General features: G+C 58.3%; 15 protein-coding genes, 2 rRNA genes and 1 pseudogene. 10 read left to right on the plus strand and 8 right to left on the minus strand.

All coding sequences use genetic code 11. The annotated features are described in order from the left end of the window. Window positions 1-20: 20 nt before the first annotated feature. Window positions 21-2,912: ribosomal RNA gene (locus B9Q17_RS13415) — 23S ribosomal RNA — on the plus strand. A 106-nt stretch (window positions 2,913-3,018) separates the two neighbouring features. Further along, a 5S ribosomal RNA gene (rrf, locus tag B9Q17_RS13420) occupies window positions 3,019-3,132 on the plus strand. 89 nt (window positions 3,133-3,221) lie between these two features. Here rrf and B9Q17_RS13425 read toward each other — a convergent pair. The 7 genes and pseudogenes from B9Q17_RS13425 to B9Q17_RS13455 all read right to left on the minus strand — a co-directional run bounded on the left by B9Q17_RS13425 (window position 3,222) and on the right by B9Q17_RS13455 (window position 13,102). After that, window positions 3,222-3,974 carry a response regulator gene (locus tag B9Q17_RS13425; RefSeq protein WP_094625602.1) on the minus strand — a complete coding sequence of 251 codons (753 nt, stop codon included), beginning with the start codon at window positions 3,972-3,974 and terminating at the stop codon, window positions 3,222-3,224. A 132-nt stretch (window positions 3,975-4,106) separates the two neighbouring features. Further along, window positions 4,107-7,622 carry a PAS domain-containing hybrid sensor histidine kinase/response regulator gene (locus B9Q17_RS13430; RefSeq protein ID WP_094625603.1) on the minus strand — a complete coding sequence of 1,172 codons (3,516 nt, stop codon included), beginning with the start codon at window positions 7,620-7,622 and terminating at the stop codon, window positions 4,107-4,109. Between the two features lie 27 nt (window positions 7,623-7,649). Then, window positions 7,650-8,156, minus strand: a complete 507-nt coding sequence (locus B9Q17_RS13435) for a hypothetical protein (protein ID WP_022990044.1) — start codon at window positions 8,154-8,156, stop codon at window positions 7,650-7,652. A 97-nt stretch (window positions 8,157-8,253) separates the two neighbouring features. Then, window positions 8,254-10,024, minus strand: a pseudogene (locus B9Q17_RS13440) (sodium:solute symporter family protein). Window positions 10,025-10,030: 6 nt separating this feature from the next. After that, the gene (locus B9Q17_RS13445) at window positions 10,031-10,294 is read right to left on the minus strand and encodes a DUF4212 domain-containing protein (RefSeq protein WP_022990046.1); all 264 of its coding nucleotides are present in this window, start codon (window positions 10,292-10,294) and stop codon (window positions 10,031-10,033) included. A 212-nt stretch (window positions 10,295-10,506) separates the two neighbouring features. Further along, the gene (locus B9Q17_RS13450; protein WP_094625604.1) at window positions 10,507-11,214 is read right to left on the minus strand and encodes a 3'-5' exonuclease; all 708 of its coding nucleotides are present in this window, start codon (window positions 11,212-11,214) and stop codon (window positions 10,507-10,509) included. Window positions 11,215-11,224: 10 nt separating this feature from the next. Continuing rightward, a complete protein-coding gene (locus B9Q17_RS13455; RefSeq protein WP_094625605.1) occupies window positions 11,225-13,102 on the minus strand; it encodes a DUF294 nucleotidyltransferase-like domain-containing protein in 1,878 nt (625 codons plus the stop codon). A gap of 198 nt (window positions 13,103-13,300) precedes the next feature. Between B9Q17_RS13455 and smrA the strand changes: the two genes are divergently transcribed. From smrA to B9Q17_RS13495, 8 genes are read left to right on the plus strand one after another with little or no spacing between them, the layout of a single operon-like run. Then, window positions 13,301-13,882, plus strand: coding sequence for a DNA endonuclease SmrA (gene smrA / locus B9Q17_RS13460; protein ID WP_094625606.1), 582 nt, complete (start codon window positions 13,301-13,303; stop codon window positions 13,880-13,882). A 35-nt stretch (window positions 13,883-13,917) separates the two neighbouring features. After that, window positions 13,918-14,118 carry a hypothetical protein gene (locus B9Q17_RS13465; RefSeq protein ID WP_022990050.1) on the plus strand — a complete coding sequence of 67 codons (201 nt, stop codon included), beginning with the start codon at window positions 13,918-13,920 and terminating at the stop codon, window positions 14,116-14,118. 49 nt (window positions 14,119-14,167) lie between these two features. Then, the gene (locus tag B9Q17_RS13470; protein ID WP_094625607.1) at window positions 14,168-14,656 is read left to right on the plus strand and encodes a (2Fe-2S)-binding protein; all 489 of its coding nucleotides are present in this window, start codon (window positions 14,168-14,170) and stop codon (window positions 14,654-14,656) included. Window position 14,657: 1 nt separating this feature from the next. Beyond that, window positions 14,658-16,856: a xanthine dehydrogenase family protein molybdopterin-binding subunit gene (locus tag B9Q17_RS13475; RefSeq protein WP_094625608.1), complete on the plus strand. Its 2,199-nt coding sequence runs from the start codon at window positions 14,658-14,660 to the stop codon at window positions 16,854-16,856. 34 nt (window positions 16,857-16,890) lie between these two features. Further along, window positions 16,891-17,517 (plus strand): methylthioribulose 1-phosphate dehydratase, encoded by a 627-nt coding sequence (locus B9Q17_RS13480; RefSeq protein ID WP_094625609.1) that lies wholly within the window; start codon window positions 16,891-16,893, stop codon window positions 17,515-17,517. After that, entirely contained in the window at window positions 17,514-18,071 is a 558-nt protein-coding gene (locus B9Q17_RS13485) for a 1,2-dihydroxy-3-keto-5-methylthiopentene dioxygenase (RefSeq protein WP_094625610.1), read from the plus strand. The genes B9Q17_RS13480 and B9Q17_RS13485 overlap by 4 nt, the downstream gene beginning before the upstream one ends. After that, window positions 18,071-18,763 (plus strand): acireductone synthase, encoded by a 693-nt coding sequence (gene mtnC / locus B9Q17_RS13490; RefSeq protein WP_094625611.1) that lies wholly within the window; start codon window positions 18,071-18,073, stop codon window positions 18,761-18,763. Before B9Q17_RS13485 ends, mtnC begins: the two co-directional genes overlap by 1 nt. Window positions 18,764-18,774: 11 nt before the next feature. Further along, window positions 18,775-19,839: a DUF3080 domain-containing protein gene (locus B9Q17_RS13495; protein ID WP_094625612.1), complete on the plus strand. Its 1,065-nt coding sequence runs from the start codon at window positions 18,775-18,777 to the stop codon at window positions 19,837-19,839. 25 nt (window positions 19,840-19,864) lie between these two features. On the opposite strand, the gene B9Q17_RS13500 is transcribed toward B9Q17_RS13495, so the two are convergent. After that, window positions 19,865-20,227, minus strand: a complete 363-nt coding sequence (locus B9Q17_RS13500; RefSeq protein WP_094625613.1) for a DUF2069 domain-containing protein — start codon at window positions 20,225-20,227, stop codon at window positions 19,865-19,867. Between the last annotated feature and the right edge of the window lie 18 nt (window positions 20,228-20,245).

A 20,245-nucleotide genomic window follows, 5' to 3' on the forward strand; every position in this document is an offset into this window, starting at 1 on the left:
CAGTTGTCTTGGGGTTATATAGTCAAGCAACTAAGCGCATACGGTGGATGCCTTGGCAGTCAGAGGCGATGAAAGACGTGGAAGCCTGCGATAAGGTTCGGGGAGCTGGCAAACGAGCTGTGATCCGGACATCTCTGAATGGGGAAACCCACCTAACTTCGGTTAGGTATCTTACACTGAATCCATAGGTGTAAGAGGCGAACCGGGGGAACTGAAACATCTAAGTACCCCGAGGAAAAGAAATCAACCGAGATTCCCTAAGTAGCGGCGAGCGAACGGGGACCAGCCCTTAAGCTGGACAACTGGTAGGAGAAGGCCCTGGAAAGAGCCGCCATAGTGGGTGATAGCCCCGTATCCGAAACCTGAGTCCAGTGAAATCGAGTAGGTCGGCGCACGAGAAACGTTGACTGAACATGGGGGGACCATCCTCCAAGGCTAAATACTCCTGACTGACCGATAGTGAACCAGTACCGTGAGGGAAAGGCGAAAAGAACCCCTGTGAGGGGAGTGAAATAGACCCTGAAACCGTATGCGTACAAGCAGTCGGAGCAGACTTGTTCTGTGACGGCGTACCTTTTGTATAATGGGTCAGCGACTTATGTTCAGTGGCGAGGTTAACCGTTTAGGGGAGCCGTAGGGAAACCGAGTCTGAATAGGGCGAATCAGTCGCTGGACATAGACCCGAAACCGGGCGATCTATCCATGAGCAGGTTGAAGGTGCCGTAACAGGCACTGGAGGACCGAACCCACTGTCGTTGAAAAGCCAGGGGATGACTTGTGGATCGGAGTGAAAGGCTAATCAAGCCCGGAGATAGCTGGTTCTCCCCGAAAGCTATTTAGGTAGCGCCTCGGACGAATACCACAGGGGGTAGAGCACTGTTTCGGCTAGGGGGTCATCTCGACTTACCAACCCGATGCAAACTCCGAATACCTGTGAGTACTATCCGGGAGACACACGGCGGGTGCTAACGTCCGTCGTGAAGAGGGAAACAACCCAGACCGCCAGCTAAGGTCCCAAAGTACCAGTTAAGTGGGAAACGATGTGGGAAGGCTCAGACAGCTAGGAGGTTGGCTTAGAAGCAGCCATCCTTTAAAGAAAGCGTAATAGCTCACTAGTCGAGTCGGCCTGCGCGGAAGATGTAACGGGGCTCAAACTGGTCACCGAAGCTGCGGCTGCATACATTGTATGCGGGGTAGGGGAGCGTTCTGTAAGCCTGCGAAGGTGAGTTGAGAAGCTTGCTGGAGGTATCAGAAGTGCGAATGCTGACATGAGTAACGACAATGCGGGTGAAAAACCCGCACGCCGGAAGACCAAGGGTTCCTGCGCAACGCTAATCGGCGCAGGGTGAGTCGGCCCCTAAGGCGAGACCGAAAGGTGTAGTCGATGGGAAACGGGTTAATATTCCCGTACCTTGGATAGCTGCGATGGAGAGACGGAGAAGGCTAGGTGAGCCGGGCGACGGTTGTCCCGGTTTAAGCGAGTAGGGAGTGGACTTAGGCAAATCCGGGTCCACAATCCTGAGACGTGACGACGAGTGCCCAAGGGCGCGAAGTCATTGATGCCCTGCTTCCAGGAAAATCTTCTAAGCTTCAGGCTATTCGAGACCGTACCCCAAACCGACACAGGTGGTCAGGTAGAGAATACCAAGGCGCTTGAGAGAACTCGGGTAAAGGAACTAGGCAAAATGGTGCCGTAACTTCGGGAGAAGGCACGCCGGTGTGTACGTGAAACCCCCGCGGGTGGAGCGGAAGCCGGTCGAAGATACCAGGCCCCTGCGACTGTTTATTAAAAACACAGCACTGTGCAAACACGAAAGTGGACGTATACGGTGTGACGCCTGCCCGGTGCCGGAAGGTTAATTGATGGGGTTAGCACTTGTGCGAAGCTCTTGATCGAAGCCCCGGTAAACGGCGGCCGTAACTATAACGGTCCTAAGGTAGCGAAATTCCTTGTCGGGTAAGTTCCGACCTGCACGAATGGCGTAACGATGGGGGCGCTGTCTCTACCCGAGACTCAGTGAAATTGAAATCGCCGTGAAGATGCGGTGTATCCGCGGCTAGACGGAAAGACCCCGTGAACCTTTACTATAGCTTCACAGTGAACTTTGAGCATGCTTGTGTAGGATAGCTGGGAGGCTTTGAAACTCGGACGCCAGTTCGAGTGGAGCCAACCTTGAAATACCAGCCTGGCATGTTTGAGGTTCTAACTCTGGCCCCTTATCGGGGTTGAGGACACTGTGTGGTGGGTAGTTTGACTGGGGCGGTCTCCTCCCAAAGCGTAACGGAGGAGCACAAAGGTGGGCTAAGCACGGTCGGACATCGTGCGGTTAGTGTAATGGCACAAGCCCGCTTGACTGCGAGACAGACACGTCGAGCAGGTACGAAAGTAGGTCATAGTGATCCGGTGGTTCTGTATGGAAGGGCCATCGCTCAACGGATAAAAGGTACTCCGGGGATAACAGGCTGATACCGCCCAAGAGTTCACATCGACGGCGGTGTTTGGCACCTCGATGTCGGCTCATCACATCCTGGGGCTGAAGCCGGTCCCAAGGGTATGGCTGTTCGCCATTTAAAGTGGTACGCGAGCTGGGTTTAGAACGTCGTGAGACAGTTCGGTCCCTATCTGCCGTGGACGTTGGAGATTTGAGGAAAGCTGCTCCTAGTACGAGAGGACCGGAGTGGACGAACCTCTGGTGTTCGGGTTGTCACGCCAGTGGCATTGCCCGGTAGCTATGTTCGGACAGGATAACCGCTGAAAGCATCTAAGCGGGAAGCCCCTTCCAAGATGAGATCTCCCTGAGGCCTTGAGCCTCCTGAAGAGCCGTTCAAGACCAGGACGTTGATAGGCTGGGTGTGTAAGCGCTGCGAGGCGTTGAGCTAACCAGTACTAATTGCTCGTGCGGCTTGACTATATAACACCCAAGACAATTGCGGATAACGCAAGAGCAAGGCAAAGGCCACGCTCAAAGAAATCACCATCACGTTTTATCTCGTCCTTCCCAGTGATCATCCGTTTTGCCTGACGACCATAGCGGTCTGGAACCACCTGATCCCATCCCGAACTCAGACGTGAAACAGACCAGCGCCGATGGTAGTGTGGTTCGCCCATGTGAGAGTAGGTCATCGTCAGGCTCTTAATACCCAAACCCCCGACAGCGTTGCTGCCGGGGGTTTTTTCATTTCAGGTCTGGGAAAAATGATAGAAGGTCTTCCGGGCCGAGCTATTTACTGATCAGCTCTATCAGACCACCCATAATGCTTTGCATCAGCGCAAAGCGGTCACTGGTCCGTTCTGCGTGGTCCTGAAGTTGCCCTGTTTGCCAGCTGGTTATCCAGGCCAGGGCGATTACCAGCGTTACTACGGCGGCTGACAGCCACCGTATGTTCTTCCTCAGGCGCCTGCTTTGCTCCGCCTGATGGATATGCTTTTCTTCCTGCTGCTGTTTGAGTTCCCTGAGTTGCTCTTCCAGTTCTTCGTAAGCCACCTCCAGGGTGGACATTCGTCCGCTGATCTTTCTCTGTGCCTGTTCCGGAGATTCGGTAACAGGTTGTCCGACGTTCTCCACAGCCAGTCTGAGCGCTTCGCTGTGCTCCGGTTCCGGGATGTCTGAGAGGATCAGGTCCAGGGTTCGCATCAGCTGCTCACGGTCCACCTGTTTGCGGATAACCCCGGCCGCACCGAGCGCCCGGGCCTCTTCGATGTATTTTCCGGCGTTCTGTGAGGTGTACATGAATACCGGGATATCACGGGTATCCGGTAGGCTTTTCAGCTTTTCAAGGGCCTGGAAGCCGTTCATGCCTGGCAGCATATGATCGAGGAAGATGACATCAAAGTGATCGGATTGAAGAACCGGAAAGGCCTGTTCGGCTGTGGCCACGGCTTTGCTGGAAATGTCCGCACGCTCGAGCAGGCGCGCAAGAATGATGCGCGCTGTTGAAGAGTCCTCGATGATAAGCGCGTGGCCCCGTGGCATTCCCTGTCCCTCTGTGGTTAACCGTTTATGGTCTCAGAGGAAACTATATAAGCAGATCAGAAAATATACAGTGGACTAACGGGCCTGGGTGTCATATTTGAGACACCCTTTTGATTTTTCCCTTGTGCAGTGTCAGCGCTTCTGTTTGAGCTGCTTGTTCACCAGTGCCCGCAATGCCGCCGGCTTAACCGGCTTGTAAAGCACCTGGTAGCCTCGGCTGATCGCATCTTCACGTACCTCCGGCGCCATGTAGCCGGTGATCAGGATGCCCGGGATACCGGCTCCCAGAACTTCTCTGATGCCGTCCATGGCATCCAGCCCGTTACGGTTATCATCGAGCTGGTAATCCGCCAGGATGATGTCCGGTTTATGGCCTTCGAGCTTGTTCCGGGCGCTTTCCAGACTTTCCGCGGCGGTTACCTCGCACTGCCAGTTGCTCAGCAGCGCGACCATTCCCTGAAGGATCGCAGCATCGTTATCGATGCACAGCACCTTCAGGCCGCCCAGACTGGACACCCTTCTGGAGTTGCTGCCTGCCTTGCTGGCACTGGCATGTACCTGCTCTGCCGGAGCCCTGGGCACGGTGACGGCAAAAGTACTGCCTTTGCCCTGGGTTGAGTGCACGGTTACCGGGTGGTCCAGCATGCCACTGATACGGTCGACGATGGCCAGCCCGAGGCCCAGACCCTTCTTGTCCCGGCCGTGCTGGAAGCGCCTGAATTCCTCGAAGATGTGAGCGAGCTGCTCTTCGGACATCCCGGGGCCGGTATCCCAGACTTCAATACGCAGGAAGCCCTTCATGCGCCGACAGCCCATAAGGATCTTGCCACTTGCGGTATAGCGGATGGCATTGGACAGGAAATTCTGGACTACCCGCCGCAACAGCTTGGCATCTGAGCGTACCCAGGCCGAGCTGGGCACCACGTGCAGTTCCAGCTCCTGGTCCTTGGCGATGGCGGAAAACTCCGTAGCCAGGTGCTTCAGGAGGTCGTTAACCGGGAATACCGTAATATCCGGCTCCAGGGCACCGGCATCCAGCTTGGAAATATCCAGCAGGGTGCTGATGATTTCTTCTGCGGCCCCGAGTGAGCTGTCGATATGCTCGACCAGCTGTTTCGGTTCGCCATCGGTGATCTTGCCGGAAAGGGCCGAGGTAAACAGCCGGGCAGCGTTCAGGGGCTGCAGGAGGTCATGGCTGGCTGAGGCAAGGAAGCGGGTCTTGCTCTGGTTAGCCTGTTCCGCCACGGACTTGGCCTTGAGCATCTGCTCGTTGATTACCTGCAATTCCTGGGTGCGCTCCCGAACCCGTTGCTCCAGGTAGATGTTGGTTTCCTTAAGCGCCTGTTCGGTGCGCCGCATGGCAGTGATGTCCTGGAAGGTGGTCACGTAACCACCGCCGGGTATAGGGCTGCCGTCTACCCTGACCACTGTGCCATCCGGCCGTTGACGTTCGTAGGACATGGGCTTGCCATCGCGCATGGCGCTGCAGCGGTCTTCTATGATCTCGTCGATACGCCGGGCCGACAGGTTGGCGTTGGTCAGGTTGTAACGCATCAGGTCTTCGACAGGCCGGCCTACCCGGACAAACCCTTTCGGGTAATGGAACAACTCCAGGTAGCGGTGGTTCCAGACCACCAGCTGTTGCTGGTGATTCACCACAGACACCCCGAGACTGATGTTCTCGATGGCGGATTGCAGCAATTCCCGGCTGAAGGTCATGGCCTGGGAGGCTTCATCAACGATGCTGACCACGTCTTCGATCTGCATGTCGCGACCGGTCAGGGTGGATTCCAATACGACGCGGGCGGTCGAGGCACCGATGACCGAGGCCAGCTGCCGCTCGATGTACTTCATCAGGTGCGATGAGGCAGGCCGGTGCGGATACAGGCGAATAGCATTACGCCGCTCATAGTTCCGGAAGATGCTTTCCGAGCGCTCCTCACCCATGAAGCGGTCGGTAAGGGCTTGCAGGTCCGAGGTCAGAATTTCACCCTGCCAGCTCTGGTGCTGGGCGCTTTCCGCTTTTGGTTGGGCCTCATGGAAGAACGCGGCAATTTGTATCTTTTCGCGAATACGTTGCCGGGTGACCAGCGACAGGAAGATGTAGGTCCCCGTGTTAACCCCCAGGCTCCACAGAATGCCATGGCTGGTCTGGTCCAGTTCAGAGCCAAACAGGGCGGTTGGACGGGTCCAATGCCAGCCGAAAAGGCCGTTTTCGATGAACCCGGCGGATATCCAGCCGGTAGCAGCCAGTGCAGGCAGGAGCAGGGTGTAGCACCACATCAGGAAACCGAGGCCAAGGCCCCAGACTGCGCCGGTGTAGTTACCCCGGCGCCACAGAATGCCGCCAACCAGGGCCGGGCCGAACTGGGCAGCGGCGGCAAACGAGAGCAGTCCGAAGGCGGTGAGGCTGTAATCGGCCCCGGCCATTCGGTAAAAGCCATAGGCGGTCAGCAGGACTACAAAGATCGCGGCCCGGCGTATGGACAAGAGCAGGAAGCTGAGGTCCGTCCGTCGGTTCATGCGCGGGCGGAAGAAGCGCAACAGCCCGGGCATGATGATTTCGTTGCTTACCATGGTGGCGATGGCTACCGAGCAGACAATCACCATGGCAGCCGCGGCAGAGCCGCCGCCAAGAAATGCCAGTACTGCCAGCCATTGCTCGCCAGCCATGATCGGGAGCTGAAGGATAACGATGTCCGGGTCACTTCCAGCCATGTCTGCGTGCAGCAAGCCGCCGGCGGCGATGGGGATCACAAAGGCACTGGCAATCACCAGGTAGATGGGCATGGCCCAGCGTGCAACCTCGAAATCCCGGTGGTCCGTGTTTTCAACCACCATAACGTGGAACTGTCGTGGCAGGCAGATAATCGCCAGCATGGCCACCAGGGTTTGGGTGAGGAACGCCGGTGCCTCTATAGCGTCGGTGGTCAGGGTGCCAATCAGGTCCGCCTCGGCGGCCTTCTGAAACAGGTCACCGAAACCGTTGAACAGCCCGTACCCGACGAACAGGCCGACAGCGACAAAGGCGATCAGCTTGATCAGGGATTCAAAGGCCACCGCCTGGATCATGCCCCGGTGGTGCTCCGTAGACTCCAGGTGGCGGGTGCCGAACAGCACGGTGAACACGGCCAGGGCAAGGGTGATGTACCAGGCCGAATCGTTCCAGGCTGCGGTACTGATCTCCTGGTAGGTATCGCCGGTGCTGGACAGTACGTTGAAGCCGAGGGCAATGGCTTTCAGCTGCAGGGCGATGTAAGGCACGCTGCCGATCAGCGCGAAGATTGCCACCATGGCTGCCAGCAGTTGTGATTTGCCATAACGGGAAGCGATGAAGTCGGCAATCGAGGTGCTGTTGTTGCGCTTGCTGATGTAGATGATTCGTCGTAACAGGGGCGCAAAGAACACGAAAACCAGCAGGGGCCCCAGATAGATGGGGAGGAAGCCAAAGCCTTCCTGGGTGGCGCGGCCGACAGCGCCGTAGAAGGTCCAGGAGGTGAAGTAAACCGCCAGGGAAAGACCGTAAACATGGGTTCGCGCCAACCTGTTCCGGTAAAGCCCGGGGTGGCGGTCACCCGCCCAGGCAATCAGGAACAGCAGGGAGATGTAGGAGATCGAAATCAGTACAAGCAGCCAGGCGCTAATCATGTTGGGTTGCTATCCGGTCTTGGTTATTCAGGCCCCGCAAACAGTTGTGTACAGGGGGTCCTGAAGGTTCAGCAGTTTCATATTGTCGACCCTGGGGCTGCCGTCGGAACCCAGCGGTACCAGCTCACGGCTCTGGCAGTTAATCAGGTGAACCCGGTGCGAAACGGCATCGGTAACGGTCTGGGAGAAGCGGTAAAGGGTAAACCGGACGATATTGGAATCCGGGGTATCTTTGCTGATGCTGGCGACATCCACCGTGGAAAACGCGGTTACGTACGGGAAAACAAAGGTCCACGGACGGAAGAAGATCTTTTCCTGTTCGGTGTTTACCACAACGGCCTGTTCCGGCAGCAGTGAGCGCTTGTGGTCATACCAGGTGTATTCGCCGTAGATCAGGTAGCCGAGCATACCGGCACCGGCAAACACCGGGATAATCCATTTCGGCGCGCGCTTGGCGGTGGCGGCACGAATGCCCAGGGCAATACCGGCAGCACCCAGTCCGCAGAATACAGTGGCAACAAAAGTCCAGAACATAAATCGGTATCCTCAAAAAAGAACGGGCTCCCTCACAGAGGAAGCCCGTTCGGTATCAACCTGTCATTGCAGGCAATGATTCAGGCTGTCTTGCAGTTTAATGGTCTTGGGCAGATCCGGCACCGCGCGGGTAACGGACGCTTTCAACCAGTTCCTGGATCTCAACGGGCGGTTCAGCAGTCACTTTGGATACTGCGAAGGCTACCGCAAAGTTGACCACAGCACCAATGGCACCGATGGACAGCGGGGAGATACCCAGTACCCAGTTTTCAGGCGTGTCTGCCAGGTTGTTGGTGCCCGGGATGAAGAACCAGCCTTTGTAGATGAAGATATACACCAGGGTGAAGATCAGACCGGACAGCATACCCAGGGTTGCGCCCACGTTGTTCACACGCTTGGAGAAGATACCCATCATCAGCGCCGGGAACAGGGAGGCTGCCGCGATACCGAATGCCAGCGCTACCACCTGGGCTGCGAAGCCCGGAGGGTTGGCGCCCAGCCAGGTAGCAACCACAATGGCAACCGCCATGGAGATACGGGCCGCCATCAGTTCGCCTTTCTCACTGATGTTCGGGTTGAGTCGGCCTTTGATCAGGTCGTGACTCACCGCCGAGGAGATTGCCAGCAACAAGCCCGCTGCAGTCGACAGGGCGGCTGCCAGACCACCTGCCGCGATCAGGCCGATTACCCAGCCCGGCAGGTTGGCGATTTCAGGGTTGGCCAGTACCAGGATGTCGTTGTTAACAACCATCTCGTTGCCTTCCCAGCCACGCTCGGAAGCGGTAGCGGCGAAGTCAGCGTTCTTGTCGTTATACAGCTGGATACGGCCGTCGTTGTTCTTGTCCTCGTAGGTGATCAGACCGGTCTCTTCCCAGGTGGGCTATCCAGCCCGGACGCTGATCGTACTCGATCGGCTGGGCAGCAGTGCCTTCCGGATAGATGGTGGTCATCAGGTTCAGGCGAGCCATGGACGCTACAGCCGGCGCAGTCAGGTACAGCAGTGCGATGAAGACCAGGGCCCAGCCGCCGGACCAGCGCGCGTCAGCAACCTTGGGAACCGTGAAAAAGCGGATGATTACGTGGGGCAGACCCGCAGTACCGATCATCAGGGACAGGGTAAACAGAACCATGTTCAGTTTGTTGTCCACATCTGCGGTGTACTCGCGGAAGCCAAGGTCGGTAACAACCTGGTTCAGCTTGGCCAGCAGCGGCATGCCGGATTCGGTGTGGGTAGAGAACATGCCCAGGCCCGGAATCGGGTTGCCGGTCAGTTGCAGGGAGATGAACACCGCCGGAATGGTGTAGGCAACGATCAGCACGCAGTACTGGGCTACCTGGGTGTAGGTGATGCCTTTCATGCCGCCGAGTACCGCGTAGATGAATACAACCACGGCTGCGATGATCAGGCCGTTGGTCGCTTCAACTTCGAGGAAGCGGGAGAACGCAACACCGGCGCCAGCCATCTGGCCGATAACGTAGGTGACAGATGCTACGATCAGGCAGATAACCGCGACCAGGCGGGCGTTGGGGCTGTAGTAACGATCACCGATGAACTCGGGTACCGTGAACTTGCCGAACTTCCGCAGGTACGGGGCCAGCAGCATGGCCAGCAGCACGTAACCGCCGGTCCAGCCCATCAGGAAGGTGGAGTTGGCGTACCCGCCGGCGGCAATCAGGCCCGCCATGGAGATGAAGGATGCCGCAGACATCCAGTCGGCACCGATAGCCATACCGTTGGTTACCGGGTGAACACCGCCACCGGCAACGTAGAAGTCGCTGGTGCTACCGGCCTTCGCCCAGATGGCGATGCCGATATAGAGGAGGAACGAGCCCCCTACAAACAATAGGTTAATTGCAAATTGGCTCATTGGTTCTTACTCCTCGTGTACGCCGAATTGTTCGTCGATTTTGTTCATGCGCCAGGCGTAGAAGAAAATCAGAACAATGAAGGTAAGAATCGAGCCTTGCTGGGCAAACCAGAAACCGAGGTCGGTCCCGCCGACTTCAATGCCGGCCAGCATGGGGCGTAGCAGGATGGCAAAACCATAGGAGCACAGGCCCCATATGATCAGACTGCCAAAGATAAGGCGTAGGTTCGCCTTCCAGTAGTTCTCAGCGTCGTAGCTATGACCTGACATACAAAATCACTCCTGTATTGTTGTTGTAGAGCTTTGCTGGTTTCTTGCTGGGGTGGTGCGGAAAGAGAATTTATTATTCATGTAATATTTCTCCGACTTGTTGTCATCTCCGACTTTACCGGTCAATGGGTTTGAGGATATTGGCAAATAGTCTAAGTCTCAGTAACTTGCCTTGCATTTGATCAAGGACATCAACGATAAGCCGAGCTAAATCAAAGTCGGTGCATCTGCTGTAAACGGCGTTGATAATGCAGTTTATCGACCAGTTCTTTCAGGGTTTTTACGTCTTTCTTCTGAGCCATATTGAGCGCTGCAAGGGTCAATTCGGCCGTTACCATCGCATCTGCCGCAGCGTGATGCCGTTCACTAATTTGAAGATTGAAGTAGTCGGCCCAGTTATCCAGCCCGCGCCCCTTGGTCTCGGCGTGGGGAAAAAACGCCGGTAACAGCTCTGCCACATCCATCCACAGGTGCTGGGATGTGTAACCCAGTTGGGCTTTCAGGGTCTTCTCGAGGAATTTCTGGTCGAACGCCGAGTGGTAGGCCAGGATGGGATCGCCGTTCATCCACTCCAGCAGGTGCAGCAGGGCATCTTCGGTCTCATGGCCCTGGGTCAGGGCTTCTGGCCCGATGCCGTGAATCAGCACGGTTTCGCTGATATCCAGCTCCGGACGGCGCAGGATCAGGTCAAACTGGTCGTTCAGGTGGATGACGCCGCTTTCGATGGCCACCGCGCCAATGGCGATGACTTCGTCTTTCGAGAAATTGAGCCCGGTGGTTTCCAGGTCCAGCACGACCAGCCGGGAACGGGTCAGCAGCTGGTCGCTGGCTGTTTTCGGGGCCGGCAGGCTGTCGGTGTCGTGGTCACCGGTAACGCCGCCCCGACGCTGGGCCAGCCATTGTTTGATCTGTTCGAGCATGGTTGCCGGCCTATAGTTGGTAGGTGATTTCCCGCAGTATCCGTCTGTCCAGCGGGTTCAGGTCATCCGGATCTATGTAGTTGGTCAGCTCTTCACCTTTATCGAGCATTTCCTGGTGGGCGCGCATGCGGATGGCCTGAATCAGGCTGTAGGCTTCTTTCCAGGCATTGGCATCCTTGGCGTCGAACACATCTTTGCGGGCCAGTGCATCAATCCGTTCCAGTGTGTTGGCGGTTTCAACGCCGTGGGCCAGGGCGAAGACCCTGACGGATTCCACAAACGGCGCCAGCCCCTGGCGTTTCAGGTCCAGGGAGTGCTTTTTCTCGTCGTTCAGGTAACGGAAGTTGCGGAACATGGTCAGCGGCGGTTTGCGCTGCAAGGCGTTGCCGGCCAGCATTTTCTGGAACAGGGCGTTCTTGCGGATGCGGGCCAGTACGTTTTCCAGTAACCGGTGCAGCGGTTCCGACGGGCCGAAGACGGCGCGCATATCCAGGAAAATGGACGAATAGACCAGGTTCTGCGGGGTCGACGCATCGATAAAGCGGATAAACCAGTCGTCCCATTCGCCGATGCTCAGGCACAGTTTCGGGTTGCTGGCCATGATGTTGCCCTTGCACAGGGTGAAGCCGCACTCGGCCAGCTCATCATTGACCTTGCGGGCGAAGGGCAGCAGCTTTTCACGAACCTGTTCCGGGGTCATGCCTTCCGGAGTCTCGAACAGGATGCCGTTGTCCTGGTCGGTCAGCAGGGTCTGTTCCTGCCGGCCTTCGCTGCCGAAGGTGAGCCAGGTGAACGGAATGCCCGGATCGTTCTTCTTCAGGTTCAGTTCCAGCACCCGTCGCACGGTGACATCATTCAGGGTGGTGATGATCTTGACCACCTGGCCGGAGTCTGCACCATGGGCCAGCATGGCATCGACCAGCCTGGAAACATCGGTGCGCAGGGCCACCAAAGTGCGCAGGTGGGTAGCGGTGCCGATGGTGCGGGCAAGGTTGACCAGGTCTACCCGCTGGAGGGAGAACAGGTCCCGCTCGGAGACCACGCCGATAAGCCGCTGTTCTTCGTCCACCACGCACAAATGGGCAAAGTGATGTTCCGCCATCAGCATGGCTGCCTCGAAGGCATCGGCGGTTGACGGCAGGCAGCAGGGATTCGACGTCATTACCTGGCCGATGGGTGTGTCCAGTGGCCCCTTTTCTTCGGCAACCATGGTGCGCAGGTCGCGCAGGGTAAAGATGCCGGTGGGGTGGCGGCCGTCATCGGTAATGATGATGCTGCCCACGTTGTTTTCGTGCATCCGGGCCACGGCTTTGCGCACCGGCAGGTCCGGGGAGCAGACGATTGGATTGCGCAAGGCATAGCGTTCCAGCGGGGTGTCCAGGCTGTTACTGGAGCCGATGGAGGCCATGGCCTTGGATTGCAGGCGCTGGTTGACCTGCTCCAGCAGGCTGCTGACCCCGCGCAGGCAGAAATCCCGGAACGGTTCGCTTTCAGAAATCAGGGTTACGAAATCTTTCTTCTCGATGCTCAGGCAGAAGGTGTCCCCGGCCGCCCGGTGCAGGGTGCGGGTCGGCCGCTCGCCCACCAGAGCGGCCAGGGGGAAGCATTCGCCCTGGCTGATTTCGAAGGTGGTTTCGGTTCGCTCTTCGGTTTTGTGCTGGCGCTCGCCCCGGATCCGGCCTTGCTTGACCACGTAGAATCGCTTGGCCAGCCCGTCTTCCGGTGACAGCACCACATCACCGTCTGCGTAGAAGCTGAGGGTGGCATGTTCGGCAAAGTGCGCCAGGTGGGTGTCGTCCATGCTTGAAAAGGGTGCGTGTTCCCGCAGGAACGACATAATCGCGCGGGTATTCTGGGGGCGGGTGGTGTCCTGGTTTGCTGCGGCCATAGCGGAGTTCGTCCTGGTCCTGGTGGCGCGGCGGGTTACCGGCGCTCATTCGTTATTGTTGTCCTTCTGCAGTGTAGTGCAGCAGGTCGTTGTTGTACCTTACGATTTTCGTCGCAAACCTTGTCGGTTGTCTGCTTTATGGTAGCCCCGGGCAGTGGTAGAGTTCTGATACTTGTCAATCCGGAAGCAGTTAGTGTCATGACCAGTAAAGACGAACGCCTGGCTTTCCTCGAAGAGATGAAGGATGTCCGGCGGATCCGTAAACCCAACAGAGCGGAAGTGGCGGTTCCACGGGAGCTGACGCCTGGCCACCTGGCACGCCAGCAGGCTGCGGTAGAGACCCCGGTGCGCGACCTGAACCCGCTGACCTCAGACATGGTGGAGCCGTTGACGGCCCACGATGTACTGAGCTGGATGCGTCCGGGCATTCAGCATGGGGTGTTCCGCAAGTTGCGGCTGGGCCAGTATCCCATTGAAGCCCGGCTGGACCTGCATCGGATGACCGTAGAAGAGGCCCGGCGGGAAGTGTTCGCTTTTATTAACGATTGCGTGCGCTATGGCCTGCGCTCGGTGATTATCCTGCATGGCAAAGGGGAGCGTAATCCGGACGGGATCGCCCAGCTGAAGAGTTACCTGGCCAAGTGGCTGCCAGAGCTGGACAGCGTGCTGGCGTTTCACTCGGCCCAGAAGCACCACGGTGGCACCGGGGCCGTCTACGTGATGGTGCGCAAAAGCGAGCGGGACAAACAGCATAACCGGGAAGTACATGGCGGCCGCTAGGGTGCCTGAACAGTGTGACAAACGAGGAAAGTAACATGACCAAACGTTCTGTAGCAGTGTTGATGTTAGCAAGCTTTTTTGCCCTGACCGGCTGTAAAGACCGGGTGATCTGGAACGACAACGGCAAGGTGGATGAGGCAACCCAGGACCGGGAAGTCTGGAACACCAATGGCCAGGTCGATTCCGGCGAGCGCAAGATCTGGGTGAATAAAGACGGTAAGGAAGTGGTCAAGTAAGCCCGCGGGCTTGCTTCAAACCACGACACAAAAACTAGAGGAACGGCTCATGGCGTTCAGCCTGACAGTGAATGGAAACCGGCACACGGTGGATGTAGATTCGGATACGCCCCTTTTGTGGGTCATCCGGGATGAACTGGGACTGAAAGGCACCAAGTTTGGTTGTGGTGCCGGCCTGTGTGGCGCCTGCACTGTGCACGTGAATGGCCAGCCGGCCCGTTCCTGCTCCACCGCCATTGAGCTGGTGGATGGTGCCGAGATTACCACCATCGAAGGGCTGTCAGAGGGCGGCAACCTGCATCCCCTGCAGCAGGCCTGGATCAGCGAGGGCGTTCCCCAGTGCGGCTATTGCCAGTCTGGCCAGATTATGACCGCTGCCCACCTGCTGGCTAATAATCCCTCACCGTCCAGGGACGACATCGTGGCCGCCATGACGGGCAACCTGTGCCGCTGCGGCACCTACGCCCGCATTGTGGCCGCGGTGGAATCGGTGGCCGGCAGTGTTGGCCATTATCAGCCTGGGCAGGAGGGCGCCTGATATGACCATGAACCGCCGTGATTTTATGAAAGTCAGCACCGGTGCTTCCGGCAGTCTGGTACTGGCCTTGTCGCTCCCGGGTTGTGCCTCGGTACAAACCGGCTTTGAGCCGGAAACCGGTGAATGGACGCCGGATGTCTGGCTGGAGCTCAACAAGCAGGACGAGATTACCTTCACCCTGGCCCGGGTTGAAATGGGGCAGGGCACCTACACCGGCCTGACGACCCTGATTGCGGAAGAACTGGATGTGGATCCGGCCCGGATTCAGGTGAAGTTCGCGCCGGTAGCGCCGGAATACCGTAACCCGTTTATCGGCCTGCAGTTGACCGGCGGCAGTACCAGTGTGGCGAGTAGCTGGCAGCCCCTGCGGGAGGCGGGAGCGTCTGCCAGGTTGATGCTGGTTATGGCCGCCGCCCGGGTTTGGGGCGTGGATGCCAATAACTGCCGCACCGACAACGGCCGGGTGCTTCATCCCAACGGGGTGGATTCCCTGCGTTATGGCCAGCTGGTTGAGCTGGCGGATAAAGAAGTGATTCGGGGCGATGTGCCGCTCAAACCCCGTTCGGAATGGAAATACATCGGCAAGCAGGCCGGCAAACTGGACGCCCGGGCCAAGGCCACGGGCACCGCGGTTTACGGCATTGATGTCGAGCTGCCGGGCATGGTGTACGCGGTGATGACCCGCAGCCCTCGCTACGGAGGCCGTGCCCAATCGTTTAACCGCGATGAGATCCTGGCCATGGCTGGCGTGCAGGCGGCGTTTATCACTGAACGCGGTGTCGCCGTGGTGGCAGGCAGTTACTGGAAAGCCCGGAAAGCACAGCAGGCTGTGCGCGTGGAGTGGGATTTCTCCGAGGCCCTGGATACCACGGTTGATGAGGTTTTCGAGGGCTATCGCAAAGCCGCCAGTGAAGACCCCGGCGAGCAGGAACGCTCTGAAGGCGGTGTGGATGAGGCCATCAGCAAAGCCGGGCGCGTGGTGGAAGCCGAGTACGAACAGCCATACCTGGCCCATGCGCCGATGGAACCCATGAATGCCACCGCCTGGTACCACGATGGCGGCATGGAGATCTGGGCACCAACGCAGGCACCGGATCTCGGGCGCATTGCAGCCTGCCGGAATTCAGACCTTTCACCGGATGACGTGACTGTGCACACCACCTTCCTGGGTGGCGGATTCGGTCGCCGGCTGACCCAGGATTACATCGAGGAAGCCGCTGCGGTTGCCTATGAGCTGAAGGTGCCGGTCAAACTGATCTGGTCCCGGGAAGAAGACATGCGCCACGGATTCTGGCGCCCGGCCATGCTGCACCGTATGACTGCCAGCCTGGACGGTGCTGATCTCACCGGCTGGGATCACCAGATTGTCGGCCCGCAGGTTCTGGACTGGTACGTGCGCAATGCTGCGCCGGCACAGTACCCCTGGGCACCGAAATTTCTCTACAACACCCTCGGCAAAGTGGGTTTGATGGTCGAGGGCCTGGCCACACCAAAAGATGTGTCTGCCATAGAAGGAGCTATCGGCTATCCCTATCAGGTTCCGAATGTCAGCGTGCGACACACCCATACCGACCCCGGCGTGCCCATTACCTGGTGGCGCTCAGTAGGCTACTCCCACAATGGGTTTGCTGTTGAAACCTTTATGGACGAACTGGCCCACGAGGCCGGGCAGGATCCTCTGGAATTCCGCCGAAAACTGCTGGCCAGGGAGCCGCGCCACGCCAGGGTTCTGGAACGGGCGGCCGAACTGGCGCAGTGGGGCACGTCGCTCCCCGAAGGCAGGGCGCGCGGCATAGCGCTGTTCCAGAGTTTTGGCACTTACGTAGCCCAGGTGGTGGAAGCCGGTATCGAGAACGGCGAGATCCGTGTGTACAAGGTGACCGCCAGCGTGGACTGTGGCCAGGTGGTGAACCCGCGCATCGTGGAAGACCAGATTTCCGGCGGTATTCTTTTCGGCCTGACGGCGGCGTTGTTTGGCGAAATCACCTTTAACAAGGGTGAAGTCCAGCAGAGCAACTTCCACGATTATCGGCTATTGCAGATGCACCAGGTGCCTGAGGTTGTGGTGGATATTGTCGACAGCGATGAAGCCCCCACCGGCGTGGGCGAGCCGGGTGTGCCGCCGGTGATTCCCGCCCTGGGCAATGCGCTGTTTGCACTGACCGGCAAGCGCCAGCGCCGGTTGCCGCTGGCCGCATGATCAAGCGGTTTGGTGTAATAGACGGAGAATCCCAGTGTTTGATGTGACCCGATACGCTATTGCCGCCCAGTCCATCGTGGATGCCGGGCGCTTCCTGTATGACCGGGGCTGGTCGCCGGCAACCAGCAGCAACTATTCTGCCCGCATCGACAGCGACCACGTTGCTATTACCGTGTCCGGTCGCCATAAAGGCCAGCTCGCTGCCGGTGATGTCATGGTGGTAGACCTGAACGGCAACCCGGTCCAGAGTAACTGCAAGTCCTCGGCAGAAACCCTGCTGCACACCGTGTTGTACCAGGTGTTTCCGGATGCGGGTGCAGTGCTGCACACCCACTCGGTGAAGGCCACCGTGCTCAGCCGCCTGATCCCGCCGGGCAAATCGCTGGAGCTGGAAGGCTATGAACTGCAAAAAGCCTTTGCCGGTGTAAACAGCCATGAGGGCCGGCTATCGATACCGGTGTTCGACAACACCCAGGACATCCCGGCCCTGGCGGAACAGACCGCCGAATGGTTTCGGGCTCATCCGGAACAACCGGGTTACCTGATTCGTGGCCATGGCCTGTATACCTGGGGTGCTACCATGGCGGATTGCCTGCGCCATGTGGAAGCCTTTGAATTCCTGTTTGAATGTGAACTTGAAACCATGAGAGTCCGCCCATGACCACCCTGAGCATTTTCCAGCAGAACCAGCCGCAAGCGGCACACACCGTAACCACCGACCCGCAGGTGATTCGCGATACGCTGGCCAGCCAGGGTGTGCGCTTTGAGCAATGGCCAACCCGGGAGCTGCCGGCTTCGGCCACCCAGGAACAGATTCTGGAAGCCTACGCAGACGAGGTAGAGCGACTGAAGCAGGAATGCGGATTCCAGACCGCCGATGTAGTCAGCCTGACCGCGAACCATCCGGACAAGGATGCCTTCCGCCAGAAGTTCCTCGACGAGCACACCCACAGCGAAGACGAAGTGCGGTTCTTTGTCCGGGGGCAGGGGCTTTTCTACCTGCATTTCGGCGAGCAGGTGTACGCCCTGATGTGCGAAAAGAATGACCTGATCAGCGTGCCGGATGGCACCCGCCACTGGTTTGATATGGGCCCGGAGCCGGAATTCACCTGTATTCGCCTGTTCACGAATCCGGAAGGCTGGGTGGCCAGCTTTACCGGTGAGGAGATTGCCTCCACCCTGCCCAGATACGAAGCCCTGGCGGGGGTGGCCTGATGATCCGGGTGATTCTGACCGACATCGAAGGCACCACCAGCTCTATCTCCTTTGTACACGAGGTGCTGTTTCCCTACGCCAGTGAACACCTGCCGGCGTTTGTGCGGGCCCATCACCACACCACGCCGGCGGTTGCAGAGCAGCTGGCGATTGTGGCGCAGAAAAGCGGTGTCGACAGCAAGGACGTGGAAGCCCTTATCGAAGTGCTCCAAGGCTGGATCAGCGAGGACCGCAAGGAAGGTTCCCTCAAGGCCTTGCAGGGCATGGTCTGGGAGCAGGGCTATCACAGCGGCGAGCTGAAGGGCGATATCTACCCGGATGCGGCGGACTACCTGCAGCGCTGGCATGATCGGGGGCTGAGGTTGTTCGTATATTCTTCCGGTTCGGTCAAAGCCCAGAAGCTGATCTTTGGCCACAGCAACGAAGGCGACTTTACACCGTTTTTCTCCGGGTATTTTGATACCGGCGTAGGTGGCAAGAAAGAAGCGCAGTCGTACCGTAACATCCTGGATGAGCTGGGTGTCGAGCCGGGTTCTGTGTTGTTTCTCTCGGACGTTGAAGCCGAGCTTGAAGCGGCCGAGCAGGCGGGTATGAAAACCGCCTGGCTGGTACGTGAGGGTGAATTGCCGGACACCGGACGCTTCGTGGCCCGGGACTTTGCGGAGGTAGACGCGCTGCTGCGTAAACGCTAGGAGGTCGAGTTATGCCCGGACTCTCAAAGCTGCAATGGCTGATTCCGGGTATCTGTGCCCTGTTTCTGGCTGGATGTAACCCGTTCTCCGAAGCCAGGCCGATGATGACCGAGTACCTGGAACGCCTTGCCCGGGTACTTGAAGCCCCCGCCGTTTCCCTGCCTGAAGAGTTGCCGCCGGCATCGCAATTACCCCGCCGCCGTGACCGCGTGCTGGACATGCCGGAACTGGATATTGGCATGCTCGAATTCCTGTCGCTGTATGGCTGTGAGCTGCAGTATGTGGTGGGTGAGAAGAACTCGGTCATGGGCAAAGTGATGCAGCCGGTAAACCGCCTGCGATACGAAGTGCGCTTTATCCGCGCCGCGGAAGACTGCCTGCCGGAGGTGGATGATGAAGAGCTTGGGGAAACTCTGGCTGAAGCGATCGAGAGCAAGCAGGATTCGTTGCCCAGAGCTGTCTGGAATGCTACCTGGGGCACCGAAGAAATCGAGAACCTGTTTACCCTGAGTAAAGGTTTTTACCCGGTGGGTGAAGGCCAGCTTCCGGTGTCCGATCTGCTGCGGGACCTGGAACAATTGAGCGAGACAGTGACGGCCTTGTCGCGGCAGCAGCTTGACGTTTCCCTGAATAACCTGGGCGCCATCCACCAGCGCTGGCAGGCCGAATACCGGGCCGGGCAACTGGTTAACAGTGCCCGCTTGCTGATTGCCACGCTGGATACCGGCACCGAAGTGCTTCAGGCCAGGCTGGCAGAACGGCCGCTATGCCTTAACGGGAAACCGAACAACCAGTCCGACATCGTTCACAGTTTTTTCTTCAGTGTGTATATCGGTGAGGTTCAGCCCTACATGAGTGATGTCAGCCGGGCGGCCGATACCCTGATTGCGGGTTTCGCAGATCTGGCGGCAAAGCAGGAAGCGCAAATGCCGGAAGCCTTTGGCGGCTGGGCTCGCCGGCACCTGCAGGCTGGTGAGGAAGGCAGTCTCTGGCATCAGCTTGATGGCGCAATGATGCGCCACACACGCCACTGGCAGCAACTGCTGGAACAATGCGGGCTGAGGCCGGGTGCCTGACAGCCCGCACTGGCTATAACCGGCGTTAGCCCGCCGCCACTGGCCGGTTCACTTTCAGGTGCACCATGGCCACGGTGAACAGCAGGAAGGTGAGAATAGTCATAACCACTGGCCCTGCAGCACCTTCGCTCAGCCAGGCCGAAACCACCGCCTGGGTAAAGTAGAAAATCAGCACAAAGGCCATCCAGATGTAGCCCCGGTTATGGCCGCGGAAAACCGGCACGGCAAACGCCAGCAGTGGCAGGAGTTTCACCGTTAGCATCAGGGGAATTGAGACCCCTTCCACGGGGGCCGGGTAGAAAGTGGTCAGCAACAGGCCTGCCAGCACCGCGATATACAGGGCGATGGTCAGGCGTGCGGTGGTTTTTGCTTTGTCGTTGTGGAGCATAGAAGGTTCCGGGTAGTG

This window comes from Marinobacter vinifirmus (assembly GCF_002258215.1).
Taxonomy (GTDB): Bacteria; Pseudomonadota; Gammaproteobacteria; order Pseudomonadales; family Oleiphilaceae; genus Marinobacter; species Marinobacter vinifirmus.

Coding starts and splice junctions, on each gene's coding strand:
- B9Q17_RS13495 (WP_094625612.1), top strand. CDS start 18,775: ATGCCCGGACTCTCAAAGCTGCAATGGCTGATTCCGGGTATCTGTGCC.
- B9Q17_RS13425 (WP_094625602.1), bottom strand. CDS start 3,974: ATGCCACGGGGCCACGCGCTTATCATCGAGGACTCTTCAACAGCGCGC.
- B9Q17_RS13475 (WP_094625608.1), top strand. CDS start 14,658: ATGACCATGAACCGCCGTGATTTTATGAAAGTCAGCACCGGTGCTTCC.
- B9Q17_RS13455 (WP_094625605.1), bottom strand. CDS start 13,102: ATGGCCGCAGCAAACCAGGACACCACCCGCCCCCAGAATACCCGCGCG.
- mtnC (WP_094625611.1), top strand. CDS start 18,071: ATGATCCGGGTGATTCTGACCGACATCGAAGGCACCACCAGCTCTATC.
- B9Q17_RS13465 (WP_022990050.1), top strand. CDS start 13,918: ATGACCAAACGTTCTGTAGCAGTGTTGATGTTAGCAAGCTTTTTTGCC.
- smrA (WP_094625606.1), top strand. CDS start 13,301: ATGACCAGTAAAGACGAACGCCTGGCTTTCCTCGAAGAGATGAAGGAT.
- B9Q17_RS13500 (WP_094625613.1), bottom strand. CDS start 20,227: ATGCTCCACAACGACAAAGCAAAAACCACCGCACGCCTGACCATCGCC.
- B9Q17_RS13445 (WP_022990046.1), bottom strand. CDS start 10,294: ATGTCAGGTCATAGCTACGACGCTGAGAACTACTGGAAGGCGAACCTA.
- B9Q17_RS13450 (WP_094625604.1), bottom strand. CDS start 11,214: ATGCTCGAACAGATCAAACAATGGCTGGCCCAGCGTCGGGGCGGCGTT.
- B9Q17_RS13470 (WP_094625607.1), top strand. CDS start 14,168: ATGGCGTTCAGCCTGACAGTGAATGGAAACCGGCACACGGTGGATGTA.
- B9Q17_RS13430 (WP_094625603.1), bottom strand. CDS start 7,622: ATGATTAGCGCCTGGCTGCTTGTACTGATTTCGATCTCCTACATCTCC.
- B9Q17_RS13435 (WP_022990044.1), bottom strand. CDS start 8,156: ATGTTCTGGACTTTTGTTGCCACTGTATTCTGCGGACTGGGTGCTGCC.
- B9Q17_RS13485 (WP_094625610.1), top strand. CDS start 17,514: ATGACCACCCTGAGCATTTTCCAGCAGAACCAGCCGCAAGCGGCACAC.